At 61.6% G+C, this 16,302-nt stretch carries 13 protein-coding genes and 1 riboswitch; of the genes, 6 read left to right on the forward strand and 7 right to left on the reverse strand.

Translation table 11 applies throughout. From position 1 onward, the window contains the following. Positions 1-513 precede the first annotated feature (513 nt). Positions 514-1,008, forward strand: coding sequence for an RNA recognition motif domain-containing protein (locus BN1132_RS17040; RefSeq protein WP_042079006.1), 495 nt, complete (start codon positions 514-516; stop codon positions 1,006-1,008). 4 nt (positions 1,009-1,012) lie between these two features. Here BN1132_RS17040 and murI read toward each other — a convergent pair whose 3' ends face one another. Continuing rightward, positions 1,013-1,801 (reverse strand): glutamate racemase, encoded by a 789-nt coding sequence (gene murI / locus BN1132_RS17045; RefSeq protein WP_042079007.1) that lies wholly within the window; start codon positions 1,799-1,801, stop codon positions 1,013-1,015. Between the two features lie 108 nt (positions 1,802-1,909). Next, a complete protein-coding gene (locus BN1132_RS17050; protein WP_042079008.1) occupies positions 1,910-3,775 on the reverse strand; it encodes a TonB-dependent receptor domain-containing protein in 1,866 nt (621 codons plus the stop codon). Positions 3,776-3,827: 52 nt separating this feature from the next. After that, positions 3,828-4,005, reverse strand: a riboswitch (cobalamin riboswitch). A 208-nt stretch (positions 4,006-4,213) separates the two neighbouring features. Between BN1132_RS17050 and purE the strand changes: the two genes are divergently transcribed. Continuing rightward, on the forward strand, positions 4,214-4,723 hold the full coding sequence (purE, locus tag BN1132_RS17055; protein ID WP_042079009.1) for a 5-(carboxyamino)imidazole ribonucleotide mutase: 510 nt from the start codon (positions 4,214-4,216) through the stop codon (positions 4,721-4,723). Continuing rightward, the gene (locus BN1132_RS17060) at positions 4,720-5,844 is read left to right on the forward strand and encodes a 5-(carboxyamino)imidazole ribonucleotide synthase (protein ID WP_042079010.1); all 1,125 of its coding nucleotides are present in this window, start codon (positions 4,720-4,722) and stop codon (positions 5,842-5,844) included. Before purE ends, BN1132_RS17060 begins: the two co-directional genes overlap by 4 nt. A gap of 70 nt (positions 5,845-5,914) precedes the next feature. On the opposite strand, the gene BN1132_RS17065 is transcribed toward BN1132_RS17060, so the two are convergent. From BN1132_RS17065 to BN1132_RS17075, 3 genes are all read right to left on the reverse strand, one after another. Further along, positions 5,915-7,111, reverse strand: a complete 1,197-nt coding sequence (locus BN1132_RS17065) for an L-lactate MFS transporter (protein ID WP_042079011.1) — start codon at positions 7,109-7,111, stop codon at positions 5,915-5,917. 109 nt (positions 7,112-7,220) lie between these two features. Next, positions 7,221-7,949 carry a LytR/AlgR family response regulator transcription factor gene (locus BN1132_RS17070; protein WP_042079012.1) on the reverse strand — a complete coding sequence of 243 codons (729 nt, stop codon included), beginning with the start codon at positions 7,947-7,949 and terminating at the stop codon, positions 7,221-7,223. A 46-nt stretch (positions 7,950-7,995) separates the two neighbouring features. Beyond that, positions 7,996-9,669, reverse strand: coding sequence for a sensor histidine kinase (locus tag BN1132_RS17075; RefSeq protein WP_042079013.1), 1,674 nt, complete (start codon positions 9,667-9,669; stop codon positions 7,996-7,998). Positions 9,670-9,837: 168 nt separating this feature from the next. On the opposite strand from BN1132_RS17075, the gene BN1132_RS17080 reads away from it, so the two are divergent. Beyond that, positions 9,838-10,278 carry a hypothetical protein gene (locus tag BN1132_RS17080; protein ID WP_042079014.1) on the forward strand — a complete coding sequence of 147 codons (441 nt, stop codon included), beginning with the start codon at positions 9,838-9,840 and terminating at the stop codon, positions 10,276-10,278. Positions 10,279-10,306: 28 nt separating this feature from the next. Here the strand turns inward: BN1132_RS17080 and BN1132_RS17085 are convergent, their stop codons facing one another. After that, complete coding sequence (locus tag BN1132_RS17085; RefSeq protein WP_042079017.1) at positions 10,307-13,897, reverse strand: ATP-binding protein; 3,591 nt, start codon at positions 13,895-13,897, stop codon at positions 10,307-10,309. Positions 13,898-13,902: 5 nt separating this feature from the next. After that, entirely contained in the window at positions 13,903-14,526 is a 624-nt protein-coding gene (locus tag BN1132_RS17090) for a response regulator transcription factor (protein ID WP_042079018.1), read from the reverse strand. Positions 14,527-15,002: 476 nt separating this feature from the next. Between BN1132_RS17090 and ecpA the strand changes: the two genes are divergently transcribed. Together ecpA and BN1132_RS17100 are read left to right on the forward strand one after the other, a co-directional pair. Next, positions 15,003-15,575 carry a common pilus major fimbrillin subunit EcpA gene (gene ecpA, locus BN1132_RS17095; RefSeq protein ID WP_042079020.1) on the forward strand — a complete coding sequence of 191 codons (573 nt, stop codon included), beginning with the start codon at positions 15,003-15,005 and terminating at the stop codon, positions 15,573-15,575. A 59-nt stretch (positions 15,576-15,634) separates the two neighbouring features. After that, the gene (locus tag BN1132_RS17100) at positions 15,635-16,294 is read left to right on the forward strand and encodes an EcpB family pilus assembly chaperone (RefSeq protein WP_042079022.1); all 660 of its coding nucleotides are present in this window, start codon (positions 15,635-15,637) and stop codon (positions 16,292-16,294) included. Positions 16,295-16,302: the final 8 nt, after the last annotated feature.

Here is a 16,302-nt window from a genome sequence, read left to right on the forward strand (position 1 = left end):
ATCAAAAATTGTTTTTGATGCTCGATGCTGTGAGTGCCCACACAGATTGCTTGATTCAAATTGTTAAAGAGCGTCACGCTTATCGCGTTGAGGAGGCGCATCTTACGCTCCTCACTTCGAAAGTCAAGCGGTTGTTTTCGCTTTTCTTTCGGCGCTGGCTTCACGAGGAAGCGAGCTCATCAGGTTGGCGTGGTCCGCCGTGCTGGTAGGGGCGCATTATAGGGAGCCGCGCCGCGATGACAAGGGATTTTTTGAAGAAAGTCACGGAAACTTTAAATTATCCGGTTAGAAACAGCTTACCCAGTGTATATATACAATGTTATCCACAAGCCGATGATTTCAGCCCTGTTTTATTGGCACTTATTCGGATCTTCCATGCCGAAGGAATGCCATACTGAAGCGGATAATATGTCCCGAGTGGTCCATGGTAGCGCCTGCTCGTAAAGCTGGTTACCATGGAGGTGAATAGAGTGTTGCACCTTTTTTGCTTTCATTTACAAAAGGTCTTTAAAGATGAATTTATCCAAGTTTCCCGTTTATGTGCAGGCTGCAGTGCTTGCTCTGGTATTGGCGTTGCTCGGCTATCTGGTTGCCCAGGCCCTGCAGTTTTCTCTGAAAGCCGAGGTGATTTTTGCCGTGGGTCTGGCCATCGGCGGTTTCGTAGTACCGCTGTTCCTCAACAACCGCGCACCGGTTGGTACCACTGAACAGACTTCCAGCCAGGAGACCTGCACATTATATGTAGGCAACCTGCCCTATCGCGCCAACGAGATCGCCGTACGCGAGCTCTTTGCCGAACAGGGCCAGGTGATCTCGGTCCGTCTGATGAAAGACAAGGCCACCGGCAAGCGCAGGGGCTTTGGGTTTGTGGAGATGCCCGTCGCCGATGCGGCCAAGGCCATCGCCGCGCTCAACGACAAGGAGTATCAGCAGCGCACTCTGAAAGTACGCGAGGCCAATGACAAGCGGGACAGGGATGAGAAGGAAGGAAACGACGTCGACGCCTGATAGATCAGCATTCGACCTCTTCCAGTGATGACAGCCCCCATGCCTGCAAGGGGGCTGTCAGTTTTTGGGCCTGGGCATCCAACCGGCTGCAGTAGGCAAGACCTGTCCCCTCGTCGGGGAGGGAGGACGGAATCGCCGCCAGCAGATGGGCCACCCGCCTTGCGACGGCACAGCCCGAATCCACCAGCTGACACTCCGGCATCAGTTGTCGAATCTCTTCATTCAGCAGCGGGAAATGGGTGCACCCCAGCACCAGAGTATCCGGCCTCTCCTCTCCTTCTATCCAATCCGCCAGTACCTCTCTCAGTAGCGCCATATTGACAGGCAATCCCGCCAGCTTGCGCTCGGCCTCGATCACCAGCTCGGTGGCCCCCTTGAGCAACACGCGCTTGCCCGGTGCAAACTGGGCGATGAGTTCATGGGTATAGGCGCGGCTGACGGTGCCTGGCGTGGCCAGCAGGCCGATGCAGCCATTGCGGGTCAGGGCGGCAGCGGGCTTGATGGCGGGCACCACCCCCACCACCGGGATATTCAGGGAGGCACGCAGGGCAGGCAGCGCTATGGTGCTGGCGGTGTTGCAGGCGATCACCACCAGATCGATGGCGTGCTTGGCCACCATGTGGCTGACCAATCCGGTGCAGGCAGAAATCAGCTCTGATTCGCTCAACTCGCCGTAGGGGAAGTGGGCATTGTCGAAACAGTAGAAATAGTTGTGTGCCGGCAGGGCGCGACGGATCTCCCCATAGACGGTCAGCCCGCCCATACCGGAGTCGAACACGAGAATATTGGCCACCTGAGCTCCCCCTTGGATGCGAGGCGGCGATCATACTCCCGCCCGGCGCCAATAGAAAAGGCCCCGCCAATGGCAGGGCCCCTGATTTTTCCGATCCGGACGACGGGATCAGAGCGTGTAGTCCACCGTCACATAGTAGGCACGCTCGTCCGCCGGGTAACCCACCGAGGTCTGGTACTCCTTGTCCAGCAGGTTGCTGATCTTGCCGGAGACCTTCCAGGAAGGCGCGACCCGATAACCGACCGCCAGGTTCCACACGCTGTAACCGCCCAGCTGGGTGGTATTGGCGGCGTCACCATAGCGCTCACCCTGGTAGATCCAGCTCAGAGAGCCGTCGAACTGCTGCCACTGTGCCAGGCCAACCCATTTAGCCCCCTTGCGGGAGATCAGCTGCAACTGCTTGTCGGTGACCTTGTCCTTGGGATCCTTGTATTCGGCGGAGATTCGATGGGTCAACCAGCCGGTCTCGAACTCCCCTTCCAGCTCGACCCCTTCAATCCGCGCCTTGCCGACGTTTTGCGGCGTCCACATGCCCTGGCTGTCCGGTGCCCACTGGATCATCTGCTCGAAGTCGTTGCGATAGCCGGTCACACGCCACTCCACGCCGGCGGTCTGGCCATCCAGCATCAGCTCGCTGCTCTTCGACTCTTCCGGCTTCAGCTCGGGGTTGCCAGAGCCCGGATAATACAGATCGTTGAAGGAGGGGGCGCGGAAGCCGGTGCCGTAGCGGGCGCTGAGACGGTAATCCTCCACGAAGCGCCAGCCAGCGCCGGTCTGCCAGGTGTTGTGACGACCGAACTGCTCGTTGTCATCGCTGCGACCGCTCAGCTCCGCCTGCCACACCTGGTTGTCAAACTGGGCCAGGGCATAGAGCCCTGTGTTGTCGCGCTCATCGGCATCGCTCGGGAAGGCGACGCCAGAGGAGCGGGAACGCTCGTCCAGCATGTCGCGCTGCCAGTCTGCGCCACCGCCCAGGGTCCAGCGCTCGTCCAGCTTGACGCTGTTGACCCAGTTCAGGGTGTATTGGCGGGTATAAAGCCGATCGGCGGACTGATCGCGACCGCTGGTATCCGGATAGTCGTAGGCATCCTGCTTGGAGAAGGCCCCGCGCAGTTCGCTCAGATAACGCTCGTCGTGATAACGGGTACCGAGCTGGTAGCTCTGGTTCTCGGTCCAGGTTTCGTTGCGCTGATGGAATGCAGGCCCCCAGTCGGAAGCGGCAGAGGATCTGTCGTACTGGGCGATGTTGCGGAACCAGCGGGTCGTCCCGAACAGCTCCCAGTTGCCGGCCAGCGCCTGCTGATAATCCACCATGGCGTTGTAGCCCCGGTGGCCATGCTTGTCCCCATCGTTCACCCCCGGAATGGGGTGCACGTTGTAGCCGGTCTCGTCATCGAAGCCCCCGGCGACCTTGAGCTGGCCCGCCTCGCCGACCTGACTGGCGCTGCTGAAGGCGGCCTGGCGCTGCTTGTTGGAGCCGGCCCCCAGGTTGAACTTGTGCTGGTTGGTCCCCTGATCCGGGCGAGTGATGATGTTGATGACCCCACCGATGGCATCGGACCCATAAATGGTGGCGCGCGCACCGCGGATATATTCGATCCGCTCCACCTGGTTGAGGGGCAGGTTGTTGAGCTCGGTCATCCCGGCGGTCAGGGAGGCGCTGCGCACCCCGTCCACCAGCACCAGGGTCTGGGAGGAAGTGCCACCACGCACCCGCAACGAGCTGAGCTGGCCGCGACCGCCGTTGCTGACCACTTCCACGCCGGGCAGGGTCTTGACCACATCGGTCACGGTCTGGGCTTGCAGGCGATCGATCTCGTCACGGGTCACCACGTTGACGGGGGCCAGCACGCTGGAGGCGGGCTGGGCGACGCGGGTGGCGGTCACCACCATGGTGGGGTTGACGGGAATGGTCAGTTGTTGGGCAAAGGCCGCCGTTGGCAACAGGGCAGCCGCCAATAATGTCTTGGACATGAGAGATCCTTAGGTTCGCGTAAGCATCTACTTCGTGGCCGGTTTCTCTCGGCCCGAAATACGAACTTTGGCAGGTCTTCGGGCTTGGGGGCTGATGGCCTAAGGCGACGGCTTCCCACCTGACGGCAGTGCCCTGATGTCGCTTCGTTCCCCCTTACCGCTGCGCGCCAGCTCCGGATTCTCACCGGATTCCCTTTTAAGCAGAATGCGCCAAAGCGGGAGGATTATAGGCAGAGCCAGATTGGATGTATAGCCATCTAGATTTCTGTTTTTCGTTTTTTCCCTTCCGGCAGAGCCGAGTGGCTCAGTTACTACCCCCTCCTCTGCCGTCAGGCCCGCCGACGACCCTCGGAGAGGGACAGAGACGCGAAATGTTGAGCCAGATCCCACGGCTTTTTGGTAACATGCGGCAAACGTTTGACATCCGAGGAAGCCGTAATGACGACCCCCCCTATGATCGGCCTGGTAATGGGCTCCGACTCTGACTGGCCCGTGATGCAGGCCGCCGCCCGCATCCTCAAGGAGCACGGCGTGCCCTATGAAGCGCGCGTCGTATCCGCCCATCGCACCCCGGATCTGCTGTTCGAATATGCTGCCAGCGCCCGCGAGCGCGGTCTGCGCGCCATCATCGCCGGTGCCGGCGGGGCTGCCCACCTGCCGGGCATGCTGGCCGCCAAGACCACGGTGCCGGTGCTGGGCGTGCCCATCCCCACCCGACAGCTCAAGGGGATGGACTCCCTGCTCTCCATCGTCCAGATGCCCAAGGGGGTGCCGGTCGCCACCTTCGCCATCGGCGAGGCGGGTGCCGCCAACGCCGGTCTGTTCGCCGTCTCCCTGCTCTCCGTCGCCCAGGATGGCGACGCTCCCCGCTATCAGCAGCAGCTCGACGGCTTCCGCGCCAAGGAACGCGACCGGGTGCTGGCCCTCACCCTGGAGGAGCCGGCATGATACTGCCCCCCGCCACCCTGGGTATGCTCGGTGGCGGCCAGCTCGGCCGCTACTTCGTGATGTCCGCCCACCGCCTCGGGTACAAGGTGATAGTGCTGGATCCGGATCCCGTCAGCATCGCCGGTGCGGCCGCCGACGAGCAGATCGTGGCCGCCTATGACGATGCCGATGCCCTGCGCGATCTGGCCAGCCGCTGCGACGCCATCACCTGCGAGTTCGAGAACGTGCCCGCCGCCTCCCTGGCGCTGCTGGAGCAGTACAAGCCGGTGCGCCCGGCGGCGAGCGCGGTGCGCGTCTGCCAGGATCGCCGGGAAGAGAAAGCCTTCCTGACCCGCGCCGGCGTGCCGGTCGCCCCGAACCTGACCCTGCTGCCGGGCGAGCCACTGCCCGTACTGACCACAGACCTCTTCCCCGCCATCCTCAAGACCGCCCGCGAGGGCTACGATGGCAAGGGGCAGTGGACCATCCACCGGGCCGACGAGCTGCCCACGGCCCTGGCCGCCAGCGGCGTGCCCTGCGTGCTGGAAAAGCGGCTGCCGCTGGAGGGGGAGTTCGCCCTGACCCTGGCGCGCAGCCCGAGCGGTGCCATCAGCGCCCTGCCCCTGGTGCAGAACTGGCACAGCGGCGGCATCCTGGATCAGACCCGCTCCCCGGCCAATGTGCCCGCCCTGGAGGCCGAGGCCCAGCGCATCGCCGAGCACATCATCGCCGCCCTCGACTATGTGGGCGTGCTGACGGTGGAGTTTTTCCTGGTCGGCGGCCGGCTGCTGGTCAACGAGATGGCGCCCCGCCCCCACAACTCCGGCCATCCCAGCATCGACAACGCCGGTTGCAGCCAGTTCGAGCTGCAGGTGCGTGCCCTGTGCGATCTGCCGCTGCCGGCAAAGGCTGACGTTCAGCCCGCCATCCTGCTGAACCTGCTCGGGGATCTGTGGCAAGACGGCACGCCGGATTGGGCCGGCGCCCTGGCCCTGCCCGGGGTGCACCTGCACCTCTACGGCAAGGGCGAGGCCCGCCCCGGTCGCAAGATGGGTCACCTCACCGTCACCGGTCGCGACTGGCCGACGGTCGAGGCCACCGCGCACCAGCTGCGCGCCCTGCTGGGTCTGCCGCCGCGCTAAACGCCGCTCGTACCAACGAAAAGACCCGGGCCTTGGCCCGGGTCTTCTTTTTGGCGTCCGTTCGCCGGGGTCAGCCCCGATCCACCACCACGGCGACGGGAGCCGGCAGGCGGATGGTGAGGGAGAGCACCAGCGCCACCACCAGCAGCACCAGGATCAGGTTGAAGGTCGCCATGAAGCCGCCGAACAGGGAGGCCACGATGGAGCCGATGATGCTGCCCAGCCCGAAGCCCAGATAGATGACGCCGTAATTCTTGGTCAGGTTGTTGAGGCCGAAGAAGTCGCTCACCAGCGAGGGGTAGACGGTGATGGTGCCGCCGAAGCTGAACGCCACGCAGGCCACCGCCACGAAGAACAGGTTGGCGTTGAGCGGCACGAACAGCAGCAATCCCATACCACCGAGCGTAATCAGTTGGGCGATGGTGATGACCCGGATGCGGGACATCTTGTCGGAGAGGATGCCCAGCACCAGCCGGCCACCCAGGTTGGCCATGGCGATGATGGCGACGGCGTTGGCGGCGACCACGGCAGGCAGGCCCACCATCTTCTCGCCGATGTCCTTGGCCACGCCGATAACGTAGAGACCGCTCATGCAGGCGGTGAGGAACATCAGTGCCAGCATCCAGTACTGCGGCTTGCGCATCGCCTCGGCCAGGGTGAAGTCGCGGCTCTCGCTCTGCTGCACGGCGGCCGCCTGCTTGGGTGCGTCCTTCATCAGCATGCCGCCCACCAGCACCATGGACATGGCGATCAGCCCCCACAGCTGGAAGGTGGTCTCAAGGCCGTTGCTGGAGAGCAGCAGCAGGTTGATGTACTTGAAGCCCAGGCTGCCGAGGCCATAAGCACCGATGGAGCAGGCGGAGATCAGCCCCTTGCGCTCCGGGAACCACTTCACGCAGTTGGAGAGGGTCATCAGGTAGCCGGTGCCGTCGGCGAAGCCCACCAGGATGCCGGCGCAGAGGTAGAGCATCGCCAGGTTGCTGGCATGGGCGGTGAGGAAGAAGCCGATGCCAAGCAGCACGCCGGCCCCCAGGGTAACGTTGCGCACCCCGAACCGCTCCTGCAGCTTGCCCGCCAGGGAGGAGGCCACCGCCAGGGAGAGGCTGAGCAGGCCGAAGGCGAAGGCGACCTGGCTCACCGGCTCGTCCAGCTTGTCGGAGAGCTGGGCGTTGAACAGGCTCCAGGTGTAAACGGATCCCAGCGCGAACTGGGTGATGATGGTCCCCAACAGGGTGAGGTAGCGGGTGCGATTCATCTCTCTGGTCATGATGCGTCTCGGTCGATGGCCTTAAGGAAACTGGGGCCACTATAGGCAAGACGCCGCTCCCGCCGACCGATTACGGCATGAAATGCAGATCGGCGGGAATGAATGACAATCAGAGCCGCATCAGCTGACGGAACGCCTTGATGTTGCTGCGGCTGACCGGCACCTCGAACGGCAGGTCATGGAGCCGGATGAGATAGGTGCTGTTGAACCAGGGCACTATCTCGCGGATCTTGTTGATGTTGACGCAGTAGGAGCGGTGACAACGGAAGAACCCCTCGGCGGGCAGCCGGCTGACGAACTCGCTGAGGGTCATGGTCATCACGTAGCGATCGGTACGGGTGTAGACATAGGTCAGCTTCTCGTCGGCTTCCGCATAGTAGATCTGCTCGCAGGGGGTGACGATGATGCGCTCCCCCTTCACCAGGTTGACCGTGCGGTTCTGTGGCGTCCCTGACTCCGCGCCCTGGGGCTGGGACTTGCCCGCCAGTTCGAGCTTCTGCAGCAGATTGATGAGGCGCGGCTCGTTGTAGGGCTTGAGGATGTAATCGAACGCCTCCAGCTCGAACGCCTCCACCGCAAACTCCTTGTAGGCGGTAACGAACACGATGTGGGGCGGATGGCTCGACTTGTGCAGGTTCTTGGCCAGCAGCAGGCCGTCGATGGCGGGGATCTGGATGTCGAGGAACACCACGTCCACCTCGTGATCCTGCAGGTACTTGAACGCCTCCAGCCCGTCCTCAAAGCTCGCCACTATCTCTATGGTGCTGTGCTGGTTCACCAGATAGGCGAGCTCCTCCCTGGCCAGGTATTCATCTTCGACGATGATGGCTCTCAACATGGCTGTCCCTCTCGCGTCATGGCGTTCTTCTCAATATTGATGGCGATCAGCAAGGCATGGCCTCCGGATCCGGCAGATAGAAACAGACTTCGGTGCCGGGTTCCAGCCGTCTGAGCTGCAGGCCATCCCCATAGAGCAGCTTGACCCGCTGATGCACGTTCATCAGGCCGATGCTGCGGCTCTCCACCCGACCGGCGGCCACGCCATCGATCACCGCCTGGCTGATGCCGTAGCCGGTGTCGCGCACCGCGACCCGGATGCCGCCCGCCAGCTGCTTCACCTCTATGGTGACCCGACCCGGCGCACTGCGGGGCTGGATGCCGTGCAGGATGGCGTTTTCCACCAGGGGCTGCAACAGCAGGCTTGGCACCTGGATGTGCACGTCGTCCACCTCGAACACCACCTCCAGCTTGTCACCGAAGCGAGCCTGCTCGATGGCCACGTAGTCGCGCACCTGCTGCAGCTCCTCCTGGATGTCGATGAGGGTATCCCCCTTGTTGAGGTTGTAGCGCAGGTAGTCCGCCAGATTGGCGATGAGCTGGCGCGCCTGCTGGGGACGGATGCGGATGAGGGACGAGATGGCGTTGAGGGCATTGAACAGGAAGTGCGGGTTGATCTTGCTCTGCAGCGCGGTGAACTCCGCCTTGCGGGTCATCTCCTTGAGCTGCTCGATGCGCGACACCTCCATCTGGGTGGAGATGAGCTGAGAGAGGCCCACCGCCATCTCCTTCAGGGAGCTGGTGATGCTGTGGGTGCGGCGATAGTAGATCTTGAGGGTGCCGCTGACGGCGCCATTCTCCCGCAGTGGAATGATGATGACCGAGTGGAAGTCGGCCAGATGGTACTGACGCAGATCGTTGTTGATGATGATCTGGTCCAGCAGCACCGCCCGCTGGGTCATGTCGCTGATGGCGTGGTGCTCGTCCAGCTCGTAGTAGTCCTTGCCCACCCCCACGTAGGCCAGCACGTCCCGGGTGTCGGTGATGGCCACCGCATCGGCACTGATCTCGCTGCGAATGATGCCGCACACCTGACCGAGGGAGTGGCGGTCGATGTTCTGGAAGAAGGGCAGCGTCTTGTTCGCGATGTCGAGCGCCAGCTTGGCCTGCTTGGCGGCAATCAGCTCCTTCTCGTCGTCCAGATCCTGCACCAGCTTGATGATGAGCCCGATGCAGAGGGTGCCCGCGATCATCGGGTAAGCGATGTGGCTGACGATCTCGACCCCCACGACGTGGGGCTCGGTCAGCTGCCAGATAAGCAGCATGGTCAGCCCCTCGCAGGCCATGCCCGCCAGGATGCCGTACAGCCAGAGCCGCGACTTGCGGCAGCGCAGGTGCAGCCAGGTCGCCAGCAGGCCGGCGATGATGCTGGCGATGAGGCAGGGGATCGAGGTGTGGCCATCCATATCGATGAGGTAGCGGTGCAGCCCCGAGATGACCCCAGCCGGAATACCGACCCAGGGGCCGAACAGGATGCCGCCGGAGATGATGGCGATGATCCGCACGTTGATCAGCGCCCCTTCCACCGGGATGCCGGTGTAGGTGCTGAACACCGCGAACAGGCTGAAGATGCTGGCCACCAGCACCAGCTCGGCCGGGGTATGGTCCCGCTTCTGGAACAGCCGCTGGAACGGCCGGGTTCGGGTCAGGAGGAAGAGCGTCATCAACATCAGCGCCGCCCGCTCAAACACCGCCAACAACATCATCTGATTCTCGAGCAAATCAGCCCCCAGTGAACGACATGGCACAGCGCCAAGGTGCGGGATCATACCCCTTATCTCCTGCCGGCTCATTGCCGAATATCAGGTGACGGGTTCAGCTTTCGGGAATGGTGGCCGATAAGAGGAGGCTCCCGCCAAGGGGAGCCCAGTCCGACAAAGGAGATAACTATGTTTCAGAAAAACATGGTGCTGGCATTGATGATTGGCTGCAGTAGCGCCGCCGTTCACGCCAATGCGCAGGTGGGCCAGCTGAACTGGCAAGCCACCGCCAGCAAAGAGACCAACATGGAAGTATCCCTCACCCACCCCGGCTTCCAGCCCATCAACTCGGACCCGGTACAGGACCCCGTCCAGAGCCTGGCAGCCGACCTCAGTCACCCGGATTTCAACACCACCTATCGACTGCAAGCCCGCAAACTCTATGGCACCCTGCCACAGCAAGACGGCAGCCAGATCCACCTGACCCTGAATGGACAACCGCTCTCCGAAACCCATCCCCTGCCCCTGACACAGGCGACCCGCTACTACCTGAGTTATCAGGCCCCCTCAGCCAGGCCGGACCAGGTGGGTGAGGCCGCCTATGAGCTGATGGTCTACTGGCTCGGTTGAGCCGTCTGAAGGCATGCCCCGCATGCCTTCAGGTTTGTTCGTCCGCGGTCTGGAGCCGGGTGGCGGCCAGTCTGACCACCTCGTAGTCCTGGCGCAGCCGTGCCAGCGCCGCCGGCAGCGTCTCTTCGTCGAGTGTCCAGGACTCTATCTCGCCGCACGTGGCGACCAGTTTCAGGGTACCCATGATCCTGGCGCCCCCCTTGAGCCGATGCACCTTGTCCATGAAGCGACCGACGTCCCCCGCCTGCGCCGCCTGCTGCAGACCCAGCAGGTCGTCGTCACTGGCACGGACAAACTCGGCCAGCAGGGGCGACATCAGGGTAGACTGGTGCGCCGTCAGCGGCCCGAGGTATTGCCTTATCTCCCGCATGCAGGTGGCAATGTCGCTCTGATCTTCACGCTGCATATGGCGCCGCAGGCTCTGATCGAGCGCCTCCAGTCCGATCGGCTTGAACAGGCAGTCATCCATGCCCGCCGCCTGCCCCTCGTTGATCTGCTCCTGACGCGCATCGGCCGTCAGCCCCAGGATCACGCAGCGCGGCCAGCCGTGGCGCCGCTCCAGCGCCCGGTATTGCCGCGTCAGTTCGAAACCGTTCATGCCTGGCATGTTGAAGTCTGTGATGACGACATCCACCCGGGTATCGGCGAGCACCTGCAGGGCCTCCCCCCCCGAGGCCACGGCCTTGGCCTCATGCCCCAGATAGGCCAGTTGCTGGGTCACCAGCAGGCGATTGGCGGGGTGATCGTCCACCACCATCACCTTCAGCCGTCGCCCTTCCTCCACGGCCTGTCCCCGGTCGGCAGACGGGGGGGCCACCACGACCGCGGCCATGGGCAACTTCATCTCGACGCAGACCCGGGTCCCCTGCCCGAGCTCGCTCTCCAGCACCAGGGAGCCCCCCATGGACTCGCACAGGGAGCGCGAGATCATCAGGCCCAGACCGGTGCCGGACTGCTGGATGTGCTCGGGCTGGCTGGCCTGGCTGAACGGCTGGAACAGCCGAGCCTGCTCAGCGGGTGCTATCCCTATGCCGGTATCCCTGATGACGAGCTGCAGGGTACACCAGCCGTCGCTGACCCAGGATCCCAGCGTCACCCTGACCGACCCCCGCTCGGTGTACTTGATGGCGTTGCTGATGAGGTTGGAGACTATCTGCTTGTAGCAACGGCCATCTATCTGTACCCAGTGCGTCTCTCCCGTCACCAGCTCCAGCCGCAGATTTTTCTGCCTGGCCAGCGCGGTGAAGACGGTGACGACCGACTCGGTCAGGGCCACGATGTCGTGGGGCTCAGGCGCCAGCTCGAACCGGCCGGACTCTATCTTGGAGATATCCAGGATGTCGCCGATGAGGCTCAGCAGATCCTTTGCCGAGCCATGGGCAATGGTGAGGGACGCCTGATCCTCCTCGTGCAGCCGACCCCGCTTGAGGGCCAGTTCCAGCAAGCCGATGATGGCATTCATGGGGGTGCGGATCTCGTGGCTCATGGTCGCCAGGAAGGTGCTCTTGGCGCGGTTGGCCTCCTGGGCCTCCTGGCTGGCCACCGCCAGCTCATCCAGCAGGCGCACCCGTTCACTGACGTCTATCCAGCCCCCCACGCCCCCCTGCACCTTGCCCTCGAGATCGTAATAAGGCTGCACCCAGTGGTACACGTCCACTGCGCCCGTCGGCAGGATCAGGCGATGGTCTCCCTCCTGTGGCAGCCCTGTGTCCCGGGAGAGGGCCAGGTCTGCGAGCAGGGGGACAAGAAAAGGCCAGCGCGTGCGCGCGTCATCCAGCCCCGTGCCGAGCAGACTGACCTTGGGTTCCCCGAAGAAGCTCGCGTAGCTGCTGTTGCACAGGACCAGCCCCCCTTCCAGATCCCTCGCATAAATGGGGTGGGGCGTCCCGTCCACCAGGTCGGCGATGAACTTGAGCTGGGTGCTCAGCGCCCCCTCCACCAGCCGCCGCTCACGCACCTGCTTGCGCAGCGACAACCCCCACAGGCCGACCCAGAGAGTCAACAGCAGGATCAGCGCGATGAAGCCCCCAAACTCCCGCACCAGCTCCTGCCAGGAGATGGACTCCTGCTGGGCACTGACCCGCCAGCGGTTGGAGAGCCCCTCCAGCTCATCAGGGGGAATGATGGCGATGATCTTGTCCAGGATGTCCCGCAATATCTGCTGATCGGGGGCCACCGCAAAGGCGGCACCGATAGGAATGGAGTCGAACAATTCCCCCGTGATGATCAGGCTGTCGGGGAATTTGCTGTTGATGTAGTACTTGGCCACCCGCAGCGGCAGCACGGTCACGTCGCACACTTCCGTTGCCACGCAGCGCAGCGCATCTTCAATTCTGTCGAACTGCCGTGTCGTCAGCCTGCCGTAAGCCTCCGAGACGGCTTGCGTCGTGATATACCCCTTGATCACAGCCACGGTACCGGACTTGAGCAAGGTATCGGGCGACACGCCCTTGTGCCGCAGCCCCACCACGTAGGACAGGGGATCGAGGACAAAGGCCCTGCTGAACAGATAGCGGTTCCTGCGATCCGCCGACGGACTCAGTACACCGACGTCCACCAGGCCGCCATCCAGCAGCTGGGTCATCTGCTCGGGCGTCTTGACGGGCACGACCTCGATCTCCACTCCCAGCTTCGCGCGAATGACCTGCAGCAGATCGGCGACCACTCCATGCATGGTGCCAGTGACGTCGAGAAAGCTGAGGGGCGGCACGCCGCTGTTGACGGCAATCCGGATATTTTCCCGCCTGCCCAGCCATTCCCACTGCTCGCGGCTCAGCCCGACCTTGCTGGCCCCGATCGAGAGGCCTCCCCCATTCCAGCGCTTGGCCACTTCCGCCCGCTTGCCCTCCAGGATCTCCCCCAGCGCTATGTCCATTATTCTCTTGAGTCGCCGGTCTTTGGGATTGAGCGCAAAGGCAAAACCATTGGTATTGATATAAAGCGGCTTCAATAATTGAATGCTGCTCTGATAAAATTTGTTGACGATAAAGTTACCGGAGATCATATCCACCATGACGGCATCCGCCTGGCCATAAGCCACGGCGGAGAGCGCGCTATAACGGGAGGGATATATCTTAACTTTATAGTCGGACAAATAGCGCATGATATCCGTATATGGCAAATAATACTCGGGGACTGCCACCGACTTTATTTCTCGTTCCCTTATCGCGATATTTTTATAAATGGCGGGATCATCTGCAATATATTTATCGGTCAACAGGAGTTGCTGCTCTTGCTCATAAGTGTTCGAGGCGCTCAGCAAGTCGATCTCCCCTCGCTTGAGCGCCTCGATGGCAGCCGCTCTGGAGGGGTATCCCTTCACCAGGATCTGGATATGCAGCAAATGGGTGAGCATGCCGACGATGTCGGCCGTCACCCCCTCATAGGCATTGGCACGCAGGGTGATGTCCATGGGGGGATTATCGGGTCTTGGCACCCCCAGGATCAGCCGCTCACGCTCCTGCAGCCAACGCCACTCCTCCCCGTGCAACGGCAAGGGGCTGGCATCCAGGTACTCCCCGCCATCCCGCGAATAGACTTGCAGCAGCGGCTCCGCCTGCGCCCTAGGCGACAATGGCCACGCACAGATCAGAACGAGCAGTAACAGCAGCGGTTTCATCGCGCTCACAACAGCTTCTGCCGTCTGGCCAGACTGATCAGATCGACGATGTTGGTGATGTTGAGTTTCTTCATCAGCCGGGTCTTGTAAGTGCTGACGGTTTTCTCGCTCAGCAGCATGCTCTGGGCAATCTGCTTGTTGGCATGGCCCTGGCAAATCTGCAACAGCACGCTCATCTCCCGGGAAGAGAGGCTGGAGAGCAGATCCTCGCGATCGACGGTATGGGCATGTCTGGCGCCGGCAATCACCTCACGAGGATAGTAGAGCTGCTTCTTCTCTATTTTTGCGATCGCATCCTTCAATAAAGACAAATCATCCAGCTTGGACAAAAAACCCTCAGCACCGGCTTGCAGACAACGCACCATAATATGGTGGGTAGATTGGGCAGACAGCACCAGGATCCGGGGACCTATATCCAGCAGCTTGAGTCTTTTAATGACTTCGATACCATCCAGCTTGGGAATGCCAATATCAAGAACGACGATATCTGGTCGGTTTATCTTGGCTGCAGAAATAGCATCAACACCATTATCGACCTCTGCCAAAACATGATGTCCATCCTGTTCAAGCAGCATTTTCACAGCCATTCTTATTGCTGGGTGATCATCTACTATCAATACCTTTGACATATATAAACCTGCTGTTTAGTCCTTTCCAAGTAGTATATTAACTACAAATCAAGCAGCTATACCATACAGCCCCCTTGATGTTCACAAGATGTTACAAAAATAAGAAATCACAAATTTTAAAACTGGCGCTGATTATAGCGTTATTATTTTTTCATATATTTATCAATCGATTACATTTTCTACACCTCGTTTACCCCCTCTGCCAGCCGGGTTCACTACGGCGGATCCCTGGCTCCCCATCACTGCCTCCCACCCCCCCTTTGAGATTTTTCCTACACAGCATTCGATCGATCCAGGCAAGTCCTATCGCTATCTTAGTCGACGAAAAAACGAGCTGGTCCGAGGAACAACATGTTCCAGGGCCGGCTGCCTCCCTTGGTCAAATCGTCACAGGGGGCAACGACATGCCCATGGCGGGCAATGAATCAACCGGGTGGCCTGCGCCGCCTATCGGAAAACGTGTAGGAAATATCGTAATGAAGAAGACTCTGATTGCACTGACCATCGCTGGACTGGGCTTTGCCGCTACCGCTCAAGCTGCCGTGGAAGCCTCCGCCGTCGCTACCTGGCAGGCCACCGCCAAGAAAGACACCACCTCCGAGCTGGTGGTCACCCCGCTCTCCAGCCTCTCCTTCCAATATGCCGAAGGGATCAAGGGGTTCAACACCGTCAACGGCCTGTTCGATGTCGCCATCAAGGGGGATGCCAGCGCCACCTCCTTCACCCTGAAGGCGAAGAAGCTCAACGGCACCCTGAATCACCTGGGTGGCGATTCCACTGTCGACGTGGGCGTGCTGTGGGGCGGCGCACCGGTCAGCACCACCGCCTATACCACGCTGATCGACACGGCGGCCGGCATCACTGGGGGCAACCTCTCCCCCATCGCCAACGGCTTCCAGAACGATGCGCAGCGCACCACGGCCCAGGGCTCTTTCACCTTCAACATCGAGAGCGCCACCGCCAACGGCAGCAGCACCACCTTTGACGCCCTGCCGGATGGCCTGTGGAGCGGCGAAGTCAACGTCGAGTTCGTGGCGAACTGGGTCTGAGTCATTCACCGCATACCATTCGGGGCCCTGCGGGGCCCTTTTTACTCTCGAGATATCCCATGAATCTGAAAATCATAGCCATATGGTTGCTGCTCATTCCCGGCATCAGCCAGGCGATCAATGTCGGCGCCGTGACCACCTTCATCGACGCAGACAGCCAGGAGGTCGCCAAGCAGATCGAAAATGGCAGCGACCAGGCCAGGCTGGTCACGGTCACGGTCACGCGCATCTCCTCCCCGGAAGAGGGGGGACGGGAGATCCCCATGGAGGTGAGCGGTGAACTGATGCTGTCGCCCAGCCGGATGATGCTGCCCGCCAATGCCAAGAACAACGTGAGGTTCTTTTACAAGGGCCCGCAGGATGACAAGGAGCGTTACTACCGCATCCGCTGGCTGGACACGGCCCTCTCGGCAGACGATCAGCGCAGCGAGCGTCGGCAGGCGGTCGCCACCACCTCGGCCCAGATAGGCACCATCCTGGTGGTGACGCCGCGCCAACAGCGATTTGCCTACGACCTGAAGGGCGACACCCTGACCAACAAGGGCAATGCCTCCTACCGCACCGTGGCGTACGGCCCCTGCCTGAAAAGCCAGGAGTTGTGCAAGGAGACCTACTACGACCTGCCGGGAAAGCAACGCCGGTTCAAGCAGGTCGACATGCGTGATCCAAAGAGCCACCTGGGGCTCTGGCTGGGTCAGGAATTCGTCGTCGTCAAATAACCCCTTTT

It is taken from the genome of Aeromonas sanarellii, assembly GCF_000820085.1.
Taxonomy (GTDB): domain Bacteria; phylum Pseudomonadota; class Gammaproteobacteria; order Enterobacterales; family Aeromonadaceae; genus Aeromonas; species Aeromonas sanarellii.